This window comes from Mycobacterium sp. 3-98 (genome assembly GCF_035918355.1).
Taxonomy (GTDB): domain Bacteria; phylum Actinomycetota; class Actinomycetes; order Mycobacteriales; family Mycobacteriaceae; genus Mycobacterium; species Mycobacterium intracellulare.
The window spans coordinates 2,218,813-2,231,466 of record NZ_CP142360.1; the positions used below are offsets into that span (position 1 = coordinate 2,218,813).

The 12,654-nt window shown below is 62.2% G+C and carries 9 protein-coding genes; 7 read left to right on the forward strand and 2 right to left on the reverse strand.

The genetic code is table 11. From position 1 onward, the window contains the following. Window positions 1–428 precede the first annotated feature (428 nt). Genes QGN30_RS10925 through QGN30_RS10940 form a run of 4 tightly spaced genes read left to right on the forward strand, consistent with a single transcriptional unit; the run spans window position 429 to window position 6,074 of the window. Window positions 429–1,760, forward strand: a complete 1,332-nt coding sequence (locus QGN30_RS10925) for an integrase (RefSeq protein WP_081284062.1) — start codon at window positions 429–431, stop codon at window positions 1,758–1,760. Next, window positions 1,757–3,520, forward strand: a complete 1,764-nt coding sequence (locus tag QGN30_RS10930) for a hypothetical protein (RefSeq protein WP_064892910.1) — start codon at window positions 1,757–1,759, stop codon at window positions 3,518–3,520. Before QGN30_RS10925 ends, QGN30_RS10930 begins: the two co-directional genes overlap by 4 nt. After that, entirely contained in the window at window positions 3,517–5,664 is a 2,148-nt protein-coding gene (locus QGN30_RS10935) for an integrase (protein ID WP_023870471.1), read from the forward strand. The genes QGN30_RS10930 and QGN30_RS10935 overlap by 4 nt, the downstream gene beginning before the upstream one ends. After that, window positions 5,661–6,074: a hypothetical protein gene (locus QGN30_RS10940; RefSeq protein WP_036473482.1), complete on the forward strand. Its 414-nt coding sequence runs from the start codon at window positions 5,661–5,663 to the stop codon at window positions 6,072–6,074. Before QGN30_RS10935 ends, QGN30_RS10940 begins: the two co-directional genes overlap by 4 nt. A 24-nt stretch (window positions 6,075–6,098) precedes the next feature. On the opposite strand, the gene QGN30_RS10945 is transcribed toward QGN30_RS10940, so the two are convergent. Continuing rightward, on the reverse strand, window positions 6,099–6,800 hold the full coding sequence (locus tag QGN30_RS10945; protein WP_023870470.1) for a TetR/AcrR family transcriptional regulator: 702 nt from the start codon (window positions 6,798–6,800) through the stop codon (window positions 6,099–6,101). A gap of 781 nt (window positions 6,801–7,581) precedes the next feature. Between QGN30_RS10945 and QGN30_RS10950 the strand changes: the two genes are divergently transcribed. From QGN30_RS10950 to QGN30_RS10960, 3 genes are all read left to right on the forward strand, one after another. Then, entirely contained in the window at window positions 7,582–10,659 is a 3,078-nt protein-coding gene (locus tag QGN30_RS10950; protein WP_023870469.1) for an MMPL/RND family transporter, read from the forward strand. Between the two features lie 79 nt (window positions 10,660–10,738). Beyond that, the gene (locus QGN30_RS10955; RefSeq protein WP_100882369.1) at window positions 10,739–11,140 is read left to right on the forward strand and encodes a PaaI family thioesterase; all 402 of its coding nucleotides are present in this window, start codon (window positions 10,739–10,741) and stop codon (window positions 11,138–11,140) included. A gap of 56 nt (window positions 11,141–11,196) precedes the next feature. Beyond that, on the forward strand, window positions 11,197–12,090 hold the full coding sequence (locus QGN30_RS10960) for an alpha/beta fold hydrolase (protein ID WP_023870467.1): 894 nt from the start codon (window positions 11,197–11,199) through the stop codon (window positions 12,088–12,090). A gap of 116 nt (window positions 12,091–12,206) precedes the next feature. Here QGN30_RS10960 and QGN30_RS10965 read toward each other — a convergent pair whose 3' ends face one another. After that, window positions 12,207–12,629 (reverse strand): DUF6188 family protein, encoded by a 423-nt coding sequence (locus QGN30_RS10965; protein WP_036473472.1) that lies wholly within the window; start codon window positions 12,627–12,629, stop codon window positions 12,207–12,209. Window positions 12,630–12,654: the final 25 nt, after the last annotated feature.

Consider the following 12,654-nt stretch of genomic DNA (forward strand, 5'->3'; position numbering starts at 1 on the left):
CCGACGGTGGCGGCCGTCAGCGTTGGTGCTCATGACCACGCATCCACAACCCGACTTCGAGCTTTCCCGCCCCGGCGCGCTCATCGCCGCGCTGCCCTTCCCTGCCGAGTCGGCGTGTCGACTAGGTTCAGGGTTTTTTTGAGTGCAGTCTGGGGATGGCGCGGTGGCTGGTCAGCAAACCAGTCGCGGGAGGGTTTCGCTTGGTGGGCTGGCGAGTTTTCTGGGTTCCGGGTGCATCCTCAGCTCAGGGTGTGCGACCGCGGCTGTTAGCCGGCTGGGTTAATCTCGCGAATCGCGAAGAATCGGTTGGGGTTCGGCCGGGTGACCCTATCTTTTTGTCACCGGAGCGCCGAGTCGACGCGCGGCTGTCCGCGTATGCCCAGACGAGAGTCTTTCGCGGTTACACCGCTGAGACACGGCGCAACCATGTGACCGACCTGCGCTTATTTTTGACCTTTCTGTGGGCAAAGAAGGTGGGTTGGTGGGAAGCGACCCGTGATGATGTCGAGGACTATGAGCATTGGCGTCGGTTCGCCGAGCACAATCCTCGCCGTATCGGCGGGGCGAAGTGGGATCGTGAATTGTCAGCGTTGGCAAGCTTTTACGCTTGGGCTTCCGAACACCGGCATGTTCCGCGTAGTCCCGTAGCGATGAAGCGTGTGATCGCTCGTGATGGCGCGGCGGTCACGGTGCCCGCGGCACGGGCGAAGGATGTGCGCCGCAGTAATGTGCACTGGCTTACGCCTCGCAGCTGGCGGCGGTGGATTGATGTCGGGCTACGCGGCTATACCTGCGACGGTGTGCTTGACCGCGGTTGGGGTGGACGTTTAGAGGACCGCAACGTCGCTTATGTGCGGCTGATGGTGACATCGGGTCTTCGACGAGCCGAGGGTGGTTCCCTTCTGACAGTTGAAGTCCCGGCCCGTCGCGGGGATACGAGCCGCTACTGTCGAGGACGGATCGCCGCCGAGGTCACCAGGGCGAAGAAACCGAGAACGTTCTACGCTGCCGCTGATGCTGTCGCTGAGGTGGAGACTTACTGCGATTCCTCCCGCGCGCTCGCGGTCCGCGGCGCGCAGCAGGCGCGGCGCTATGAACGCCTGGTGGAGCGGCGTGTTGTCACTGAGATAACCCGCGGTCTTAGCCCGCTGGTGGTATGGCGGTGCCCGGATGGCTCCATCGTGCGACGTGAATTGAACAGCCTGACCGTCAATGAGCGAATTACCCTGTTTGTTGAAGGCGAACATGGGCTTGAGCCGTTGTGGCTGTGGCTGAATGAGCAGGGACTGCCGTTTCAGGTGCATTCGTGGGACGGTGTTTTCACCGCGGCTAATCGCCGATGCGATACGGTCCTGACTCCGCGGCAGCGGCTCGGGTTGGATCCGCACAAGGTGTATGCGCCTTATGCCACACCGCATTCCGCACGGCACAGCTTTGCCCTCTACATGCTGGTCGTGCTGAATTCTTTGATGGATCAACGGTATGGGCTGACACCTGAGGATCGTCGGGACTTCCGCCATCTCTACGGCGATCCGTGGTTCATGGTGCAAAATCTCCTCGGTCACGCTTCCCGGGAAACCACCGTTGAGCGTTACCTCGCACCGGTAGCTGATCTGCAACTGCGCTCGATGCTGGCAGATGCTGTCGATCCGGTGCCAGCGCCCATGCCTGAGCTGGATGCCGTATTCGCGCGTATTGCCCGGGAATCGGAAGGCATTCAAGACGTTGATGACTTCGGTTGGGCAGGCGGCGGCACATGAATGTGCGTGGCCGGCCCGCAGTGCTTCCGCCTTCCGATCACCGTCGACCCAAGGCGCTGGCACCGCAGGGCTTGGTTGTTTTCCACTGCAACGCTGCGGGCCGGGTCAAGGAATATGACTTCGCCACGTTGCCGGTTGACGAAGCTTTGCAGCGATCGTTAGCGGCGTTGTTCGCCCGCCGCTGCGTGCCACAAACCTGGACCACGCATAGGACCTCGCGCGGCATGTGGCGACAAATCGTGCGGTTCGCCGAATTCCTCGTCGAGCAACCAGAGCACGTGCGCGATCTCGATGATCTCAGCGCCGCCATGGTCAGACGGTGGCGCAATAGCGTGGTCATGCTCAACGACAAACGCCCCTTCACTGAGGTCGCGCTGCTGTTGCACGAGGATCCGCGACTGCAGTGCGGGCCGGTGGCCGACGAACTTGTGCGCCGCTTCAGGCGAGCGCAAAGCGCCACACAGTCATACAGCCACGACGAGTTTCAGCTCATCAAGGTCGCGGCCCGACGGACCTTCCGCGCCGCGTTAGCGCGCATCGAACATAATGCTCGGCACTTGCACCGTTGGCAGCAAGGGGAATTCGTCGAAGACAGCCCGGATTGGCTGGTCGGGCACGCGTTGAGCGTTCTCGCCGATACCGGGTCCATGCCCGAGTACACGATGAAGAACGCCAGACCCAAAGAGGGAGCGCATCTGCTCAAAAAGCGATATCACGGACCGCTGGGTGGCACCAGGGCAGAGGTGACGTGGCAGCGGCTGTTTTTGTCCAGGATGGAGGCGGCAGCGCTGGGGGTGCTGATGATGGCCGAATACGGGTGGAACTTGTCGGTCATCGACGGGCTGGCGGTGCCTAAGGCATCACCTGATGCTGGCCACGATGGTCGGCCGACGTATCGGGTGGCTTTGGAAAAGCCGCGACGCGGCGCTGGGCGGTATCACGAATCCAGGAACTTCACCGATGACGGTGCCGCCTCGGCCGGGCGGTTGATCACGCAGGCCTTGCGGGCGACCCGTTTTGCTCGCGCGTTGGTCGAACAGATGGCTCCGGGAACTGACCGGCTCATCGTGTGGCGCACCGGCAACCGCGGTCATGTGTGGGTGCGCGGGGACCGTCATCCTCCTGTCGGGGATTTCCGTTTCGGGGTGTCGTCTTTTGACGCATCACTGTGGGCGCAAGCTCAAGGGTTGACCGGTTCGCCATTTCGTCGCGGTCGCAGAACGGTTGTCGCCCTGGGCCGCCGTGAGCCCACGCAACACTCTGAGCAGACCTTCGATCGTAGTTATGCCTTGGTGGACAAGCGTGTTCAGGCCGAAGCCGTCGAGGTGATAGCCGCGGGTGCTGAGGATGCGTTGGGTCGTGCTCAAAAGGGGGTTCTGGTCGCCGAATTGCGCGACCGGCCGGCAGCGGGCGATGTTGAGACAGCGACAGCCGATTGCGCCGACCCTGCGTCAAGCCCGTTCGCAACCTCACCCGAAGACGGCTGCACAGCTTCGTTTTTGATGTGTCTGGCCTGCCCCAACGCGCACGTCCATCCCGGACACCACGCTCGACTGGCGCATTTGCATCAGGCTTTAACGAATCTGCGCTCGGTCCTTCCCTCCAAGACGTGGCGTCGCGATTGGGCCGAACACCATGGCCGCCTTGAAGACCTCAAAACACGTCTTGGCGATCCGCTCTGGGAGCAAGCGCTGTCACAACTGACCGATACTGACCGCGGTCTGGTCGATCATCTGCTGGTGGGAGTGCTCGACACATGAGCACTGCGGCGCAAGATGATCCGTACTTGTTGCTGATGCCTGGGCCGCGTAGCCCGGTGGTGGCACCAGATCTGGTCAAACCTATTCACGCCCACCTCAACCCGTACTACGGGGATCCTGTGTGGTCGCTTGCTGCTCTGACAGAAAACCCTTCGGCGGTACGGCCCAAGATCCACTGGAGAAACTGCCCCGCAGCGTTCGAGAACGAACTGCGCCTTGCTGTCTGGTGTCTTATCAATGGCGAGCTGCGCCCCACTTTTGTCCGCAGCCGCGGTACCAGGATGCGAACGCGCCCGGCGGTCTCGACGCTCATTACCATAGTGCGTCACTGGCTAGAACTGGCCCAATGGCTCGACAGTCGCGGCGTCCGGGGGCTGGCCGATTGCGACACCACCACCCTTGATGGCTACGGTCGGTATCTGCTGGCGACCAAGGCCGAAGTCCGCTCCAGCGCGCTTCGGCGCCTGGTCGCACTGACTCGATTGTGGGCGCTCGACCAAATCAGCCCCGCCCCAACCGGTCTTGGGCAACCTCCGTGGGAAACCACCGGAGTCGACGACTATCTGCCAAGGCCAATCCCGTTGGGTAATGAGAATGCCGCTGCGCCGTTAGCTGAGGAAACGCTCGGGCCGCTCCTTGTCTGGGCCATGCGCGTGGTCAACGACCTAGGCGACGACATCCTTCGCGCGCACGCCGAGCATGCGCGTCTGCTCAATGCGATACCCGACAGTGCGCGTCCCGAGGGCCGACGGGCATTGTGCGCCTACCTTGATGCCCTTCTTGAGTCCGGTGATCCGTTGCCCGTTCATATCGAAGGGGACCGGGTCACGTTCGTGGCCGCCTACATTTGCGGTCGCGTCGGCGCTGCGAAGTCGCAGATGAAGGAATATCCGCGCCGCGACCAACTGCTGGCGGCCGCGACGCAACGCCTGTCGGGCTGTCCGCTTGGCATCCCGATCACCGGCCGCATCGACGGAAAGCCCTGGCGCGACGACATCGACTACGTGGAAGCGTGGCCCTTGTGGCGCCATCTCGGTACGGCGGCATTCATCGTGTGTGCCTATCTCACCGGGATGCGCCCCAGCGAAGTACTTGGTCTGACAACGGGTTGTTGCCCTGACCCCGAGCCTGACGCCGCGGGCACAGTCGGGCGACACTTGATCCGCGGCCGCGAATACAAAAGCGCGGTCGACGAACACGGCAACCATCTCTCCGCCGGGACGGACCGCGACGCGCCGTGGGTGGCAATCACCCCCGTCGTCAACGCCATTCGCGTTCTGGAGAAAATGGTTCCCGACGGGGGGCTTCTGTTCGACTCATCGGCCCACGATAGATACAACCAACCCACCGCGACGGGTTCAATGGTCCATAGGTCGATGCGTTCCAGGATCGATGATTTCGTTGACTGGGCCAACACTCAAGCCGCACGACACAACCTGGCCAGCGAGACAATCCCGCCCGACCCGCACGGCAGAATCGGGCTCAAACGCTTCCGCCGATCCCTCGCCTGGCACATCGCCCGGCGACCAAATGGACACGTCGCACTGGCCATCCAATACGGGCATATGCGTTCGGCCGTCGTCTCCGGACGCTACGCCTCGCGCGGCCGCGACGGTATCCACGACCTGCTCGACATCGAAACCGTACGCGCCGTAGCCGACACCGTCGCCGAACTTCGAGACCACCTCAACGACGGCGGTGGAGTCTCGGGCCCAGCGGCCCGCGACGCCATCAAAATTGCGGCACACGCACCCACATTCAGCGGGACAACGATCACCGCGAAAACCGCTCGCCGGCTCGTCGCCAACCCTGACCTGATGATCTACGACAACCCGCAAGCGTTACTGCTGTGCCGCTACAAGCCAGACCGGGCCCTATGCCAACGCGACGGCATCAAAGATGCCCCCAAGCTGGAAGCTTGCGATCCCCGCTGCGGCAACGTCATACGCACCGATCGGCACGCCGCCCAGCTACGCACCCGCGCCGACCAGCTCGAACAACAGGCCACCCACACCCCCCAACCGATCGGTGAACGGCTGCGCGCCAACGCCGCAAAACTCCGCCACTACGCCGACACCCACGACAACACGCGCGTCACCTCGAGCGGGGAAGACAAACACCACCTGACCGAGGAGCCCATGTGACCGCTGCACTCGACGAACGCGACCGCATCCGCGCCGCCATGGACCGCATCTTCGCCGGCACACCCCAGCGTTCCAACGGTGCACTGACGATCGTTGCCCTCGCACAAGAAGCCGACGTACCCCGCAACGCCCTAACCCAACGCCACACCGACCTGAAAAACCAGTTCTACCAACAGGTACGGGGAAAGGGCGGACCATCAGAACTGGAGACAAGACTTCGTAACACCATTGCAAAGCTTCGCAAGACCATCGTCAACAAGAATGGCGAGCTTAAACAACTCCGAACAGATGTCCCCGCCCTCGTACGCGTCGTCAACCAGCTCACCCTGGAAAACGATCTACTACGCAGCCAGTTAGCCCAATCCGGACGCACAGTCATTGCGTTTCCCAAGGTGCACCCGCCCATGTGAAGGCCCCCCAAAGGTTATGCCGCGTTACCTGGAACGGTTTGTGCCGGACGAGGATTTCCGGGCCGAGGGCCGCGACGGGGGTCTGTCTGTCGGGCGGCGGTGCGCGGCGAGGAAATCATCGACGATGCGTTCACAGTCGTGACGATCGATTGCGCGCAGCCCGGTGAGTCGAGCGAACGCCACCGGGCCGACGAGCTGGCACAGAATCAGTTCTAGATCGAAGTCGTCGAGATCGGCCCGGGCTTCAGGGCCTTCCAGAAGGCTGTTGAACGGCCGGCGATAATGGTCGATGATCCGCGTCCGCAGCGCGTTGCGATCGTAGGTCTCCTCTGTGCCGTCCGGTGTTGGCCCGAGCGCGACCCAGGCCAGCGTGGTGACATGCAGCGGCGCCTCTTGAAAGAGGGTCGCCTGTCGGCTCAGCAGCTCGATCAGCTGGTCGCGTAATGTTCCCGTGGCAGGTGGTGGGGTGACCTGCGGTAGCAACCGTTCAAATGTTGCGGCCAGCAGCTGAGTAGAGCTGCTGAAGTGCCGATACAGCGTGGTGCGTGCGACCTTGGAGGCTTTGGTGACCGCGTCTATGGTGACGGCTTCGATGCCACCGGCATTGAGGAGTTTCGTGGCCGCATCCAGCAACCGGGTCCGTGACCGAAGGCGGCGGGGATCGACGTCGTCGTCGACATCGACATCGACATCGACATCGATCGGGATTTCAGCGTCACGCTCCACGTAGTCACCGTAAACCCCCCACGGACCTGGCCTACAGCGAATCGCATCGGGGAAGTCGTTCAATCCGACGAACGGTACTAGTAGTATCGTAGCGATACTACTAGTACACTTCGGCGGTGTAGGCCAAGCACCGAAGGAGGATTGGTGATCAGGCAACCGGTCGAGCGGTTCGGGACCCGGGGGAGTCGACGGCGCTGCCCCCAATCGGCCGGCCGCGTGGCGATCGAAAAATCCAGCTTCTGCCTCCGCGCGGCGACCTCACGGACGAAAGACGTCAAATCCTGATGAATGTGCCGATTTCGCTGACTAAAACCCACCTCTGGAGACGTGCGGTTCGGGATATCCGGCTGGCCAGTCGCGGTATTGCCAAGCGGCTGCACCCAGCGCCGCCGGTCCACCAGGGCCGCGTTCGTCCACGTCACTATCCCCCTCGCTCTTGCTCGTACCTGGACGACGATCTGATGAGTCGGGAAATGCACGATCATGTTCGCGATGAGCCGATCAGGCTCAGTTCCCGGCTGGCATTTCGCCTACGGCGTTCGTGAGATTGTCAGCAGCCAGAGATGACCCATGGCCAACGTCAAATAATCTGCATACCAATGGATTACGCAATGACGTACCCGATACGGAACCGGCAACAGGACATCGAGGTCGAGCGCAAGGGCCGACGCGGCGTCGCGGCGTGGGCGGGCTGGCGGTAGCAATTTCGCCGACACCATGAAAGGGTACCGATAGTACTGTTGCGATACCATTGGTTTCTTTCCAGTAGTGGAGACGGGGGATGGTAGATACCGGGTGGGTTTCGTCGGGCGTGGCGACGTTGAGTCGGCCGGTCCGGGAAAGACTCCGTAAGGTCACCGCTGGTGAGGGCGTTTACAGCGATCGATTAGCCCGCGTGGCGCGGTTTAGTATCCGGCACAAGGTGCTGGTCATCGGTGCGTGGGTGGTGGCTGCCGGCGTCCTGGCCGCGGTGTTTCCGCAATTGGAAACAGTCGTAAAGCAGCAGTCGGTGAACCTCATTCCCTCTGATGCGCCGTCGCTCCAGACCGTTGAGCGGATGGGGATCGCATTCGGCGAGCAGGGGTCCAAGACGACCGTCTTTGTCGCGGTGGAGGAACCGACGGGCCTGAGTGCGCCGGTGCGTCAGCGTTACAACGCGATGGTTTCGCGGTTACGTGCCGATTCCAAGCATGTGCGACTGGTTCAGGATCTGTTGGCCGACCCGGTTACTGCCGGTCAGGCGGTGAGCCAGGACGGCAAGGCATGGTATCTGCCGGTCGGGATAGCGGGCACGCTCGGCGATCCCCGAGCGGCCGAATCCGTCCAAGCGGTGCGCGCTATCGCCGCCAATTCGTTTAGCGGTACCTCCACGACCGTCCGCGTAACCGGCCCTCCCGCGACGTTCAGCGATCAAATTGACTCGGCTGAGCAGGATTTGATTGTCGTCTCCGTCGTGACCGCGGGGCTGATCGCGCTGATTTTGCTGGTCATCTACAGGTCATTGTTTACCGCGTTGCTGCCACTGTTGGTTATCGGCGTCAGTCTGGGGGTAGGGCGTGGAGTGCTCTCGGGGCTGGGCGAAGCGGGAATGCCGGTATCGCAATTCACCATCGCGTTCATGACGGCGATTCTGTTGGGTGCCGGCACCGATTATTCGGTGTTTTTGATCAGCCGGTACCACGAGCAACGCCGCCAGGAGGTCTCGGCCGACCTCGCGGTGATCAATGCAACCGCCACCATCGGACGCGTGATCCTGGCCTCCGCGGCCACTGTGGCGTTTGCATTTTTGGCCATGGTGTTTGCAAAACTGAGCGTTTTTGGCGCGCTGGGCCCAGCGTGCGCGATAGCCGTCTTCGTCGGAGTCGCGGCCACCGTGACGTTGTTCCCACCGGTGTTGGCGCTGGCCGCGCAACGCGGCATCGGCGAGCCCAAAGCCGACCGCACACGCCGCTACTGGAATTGGATCGCGGTGGCCGTAGTTCGCCGGCCCGGCCCATTGCTGGCCGCCAGCCTGGCTCTCGTGTTAGGGCTAGCGGCTGTGGCGCTGACCATGCGCATGAGCTACGACGACCGCCAAGGCCAGCCGCCCTCGACCGCCAGCAACGAGGGTTATCACCTGCTGGACAGACACTTTCGCAAAGATATTGTCATCACGCAGTTCATGGTCGTCGAATCACCGACCGATATGCGCACCGGTAAGGGCCTGGCCGACCTTGACGAAATGGCGTCTCGCGTGTCGCAATTGCCGGGTGTCACCAAAGTTTCCGGCGTCACCCGGCCCACCGGTGCGCGACTGGACCAGGCGCAGCTTTCTTGGCAGAACGGCCAGATCGGGACCAAGATGGCCGATGCCGTCGCCAAAGGAGACGCCCACAAGACCGATCTCACCAAACTCACCGGTGGCGCCGACCAACTCGCGGGCGGCTTGGCGCAACTTGACACTACCCTTCGCGCGGCGTTGACTCCGCTGACCGGGATCCTCAGCCAAGCCCAGTCCAGTGGGGCACAATTTCAGCGCTTTCGCCCGCTGCTGCAGCAGCTTTCGGCTACCACACCGACCATCGACCAAGCTATCCGAAGCGGGCCCGGCTTACGCCAAGAAGCTCAACAAGCCCAGAATGCGATCGCCACCATCGACCCGTTGGTTAATGCGCTCAATACATCCCCTTGGTGTGCCACCACACCCGAGTGTGCCCAGATCCGCGACCAGGTACGGATTCTAGTGACCTTGCGCGATGGCGGCTTTTTCAACCAGCTCGCCAACCTCGGCGACATGTACCAGCCGGGCGGCGATACGGCGGGGGGCACTATGGCAGACCTGCAGAACACGGTCACCTCGCTGAACAACGCGTTCGGAGCGCTCGGCGACCCCGCCGACATGGCCGGCAACATCCGCCGCCTCCAAAACGGCATCAGCCAGCTCGCGTCGGGCGCACAAGCCCTAGCTACTGGTGTGCACACCCTCGCCGACAGCAACATCGAAATGTTGTCCGGCATGGGTCAGATCGCCACGCAGCTACAGAATTCCGCGCGGTCTAGCGCCGGTTCGGACAACTCTAGCGGCTTTTACCTGCCCGCTAACGCCTTCGAGAATCGCCAGTTCTCCGATGTGGCGAAGCACTTTCTGTCTGCTGACGGCAAGACCGCGCGCTTTGCCATCGAATCCAGTTACAACCCCTACAGCAGCGAAGCGATGAATCTCGCGCAGAAGATCACCCGCGTTGCTGATGCCGCACGCCCTAACACCTCGCTGGCCAACGCACGGATTTCGATGGCCGGCTTCCCCGCCGTCAATTCCGATATCCAGCGCTTGCTGTCGGCCGACTTTCACCTACTGGCTATCGCCACGCTCGTCATCGTCGGTTTGATCCTCGTCGTTCTGCTACGCGCCTTGGTGGCCCCGCTCTATCTGCTCGGTACAGTGGTACTCAACTACGGGGCCGCACTGGGCATCGGCACACTCGTCTTCCAATACGGCCTAGGCAAGGAAATCGCATGGCCCGTACCGCTTTTAGCGTTCATCATCTTGGTCGCGGTGGGCGCCGATTACAACATGCTGCTAATCTCGCGGTTACGCGAGGAATCTGCTCACAACGTTCGCGTCGGCGTGCTGCGCACGGTCGCGAACACCGGCTCAGTCATCACTTCGGCCGGGCTTATCTTCGCGGCCAGCATGTTCGGCCTTATGGTCGGTTCGGTCGCGATCATGATCCAAGCCGGACTCATCATCGGCTGCGGCCTACTCTTGGACACCTTCGTGGTCCGCACTCTCACGGTTCCCGCGATCGCCACATTGCTCGGTGAGGTCAGCTGGTGGCCTCAACGGAAGTCCTTGGCCCCACGCGGTAGAGCACGCTGACGATGACCTGTCACCCAAGGGACTGCATAGCGTGACCGGCGTGGACTTCGTCCGGTTCGACGAGCGAATCGCCGAGCAGATGCTCGGTGCGGCGGCGACTGCGGGTGGGCTGTCGACCTACCTGAACTTGCGCCATACCCAGCTAACCGCGGGACGATTAGTTGCCGAAATGGATGCCCGCGAGGACCTGCTTACACCGTTTGGGAATCTCCACGGCGGTTGTCTGTCCGCCATGGTTGACCACTGCCTCGGGGTGGTGTTCTATCCGGTCATGCCTGCAGGATGTTGGGTCGCCACAACAGAATTCAAGGTGAATTTGGTTCGACCTGTCTCGGGCGGAGTGTGCGTCGCCGTCGCTAACATCATTTCGTTGGGCAAGCGCAGCGGTGTAGCACGTATCGATATCACCAACAGCGGGATGCTTGTGTGCGCCGCTCAAGGCACCATTACCGTCATGCCGCCGAAAGAAACCAGGCAATGACTAAGGCCGTACATGCCTCTCATTAGGAGGCGTTCCGCCCGAGGGAAACGAACTACATGACCATTACTCAGGAGCGCATCCGCACGCGCGACGGCATCACCCTCGTGGCGGATTGTTACACGCACGCCACGACTGGTCCTGTGGTGTTGCTCCTACATGGCGGCGGCCAAAACCGCCACGCCTGGGCCACCAGCGCGCGTCGCCTCCACGCCCATGGCTACACCGTCATCGCGTACGACACCCGCGGCCATGGCGACAGCGACTGGGACCCAAGCGGACAGTACGACGTCGAAAAGTTCGTATCCGATCTGCTCTCGGTACGAGACCACGTCAGCCCCGACGGTCCCCCCGCCGTCGTTGGCGCGTCGCTGGGCGGGCTGATCATCCTCGCTACCCACCAGCTGGCCTCACCCGACCTCTGGGCAGCCGTTGTCCTGGTCGACATCACCCCGCGAATGGAATTTGATGGGGCCCATCGCATCGTGTCATTTATGGCCGCACACCCCGACGGATTCCGCACGCTCGGTGATGCCGCCGATGTCATCGCCGAATACAACCCACGCCGCGCGCGACCCGAAAATCTCGATGGCCTGCACAAAGTTCTGCGCCAACGGAGCGACGGCCGATGGATCTGGCGCTGGGACCCCGCCTTCATCAGCTCCAACTTCGATGTCCTGCAAGGCAATCTCATGACCGGAAGCGAGGCATTCGACACCATCAGCGGATTTCTCGCCGAAGGAGCACGTCGAATCACGGCCCCAACGCTGCTCGTGCGCGGCGCACTTTCAGACGTCGTCTCCCAGGACACCGTCAACGAATTCCTCCAGCTCGTCCCGCACGCCGAAGCGACGGACGTCACCGGGACCGGTCATATGGTTGCCGGCGACAACAACGACGCGTTCACCGGCGCCGTCACCGACTTCCTCGACCGCACAATGGGGATGGCATGAGGATCCAAGCGTTGGACGCGACTCGCACTGCTATTGATCCTCGTTGAATTCGACGAATCCGGCCGCCATTACGACTAAGAGCCCTAGATGGTTCCCTACGTCCTGCATGTAGCGAATTACGTATTATCCGAGTCGTCCTCTTCGGCAGAAAGGTCGTGCCGAACCGCTCGGACTCGGCCCCGAGGCAGACACGCCATGTAGCCGTGCCGTTTGCCATAGAGTTCCCACGCGGTCGCTGCCGCGTCTGGGGGGACATCGATGCGGTGTCCACCGGAGAACCCGAGATGGAGCGACCCGTCATCATCGAACCAGGCCCGCGTGCATACCGCTCCGGCCAGGTCCAACAACGTCCGCTCTTCAGGCGAAAGGTGGGCAGGGTCGATCAACACCTCTTCCTCGGGCCAGGCTCCTACTGCAGGAAGCGTCAACCGCATCGGCCGGGAGATTACGAGCTCGCTGTAATCGTCGAGGTCGAGTACCAGGCCTTCTTTCAGTGAGACTCGCTGGACAGTGCACTGCTCGATCCATTGTGTGTGCATAGCCGCTCCCTTCGACACGTCAGCG

Excerpts from the sequence above, each read along its gene's own strand:
- QGN30_RS10930 (WP_064892910.1), top strand. The coding sequence starts at position 1,757 with ATGAATGTGCGTGGCCGGCCCGCAGTGCTTCCGCCTTCCGATCACCGT.
- QGN30_RS10935 (WP_023870471.1), top strand. The coding sequence starts at position 3,517 with ATGAGCACTGCGGCGCAAGATGATCCGTACTTGTTGCTGATGCCTGGG.
- QGN30_RS10950 (WP_023870469.1), top strand. The coding sequence starts at position 7,582 with ATGGTAGATACCGGGTGGGTTTCGTCGGGCGTGGCGACGTTGAGTCGG.
- QGN30_RS10955 (WP_100882369.1), top strand. The coding sequence starts at position 10,739 with ATGCTCGGTGCGGCGGCGACTGCGGGTGGGCTGTCGACCTACCTGAAC.
- QGN30_RS10960 (WP_023870467.1), top strand. The coding sequence starts at position 11,197 with ATGACCATTACTCAGGAGCGCATCCGCACGCGCGACGGCATCACCCTC.
- QGN30_RS10965 (WP_036473472.1), bottom strand. The coding sequence starts at position 12,629 with ATGCACACACAATGGATCGAGCAGTGCACTGTCCAGCGAGTCTCACTG.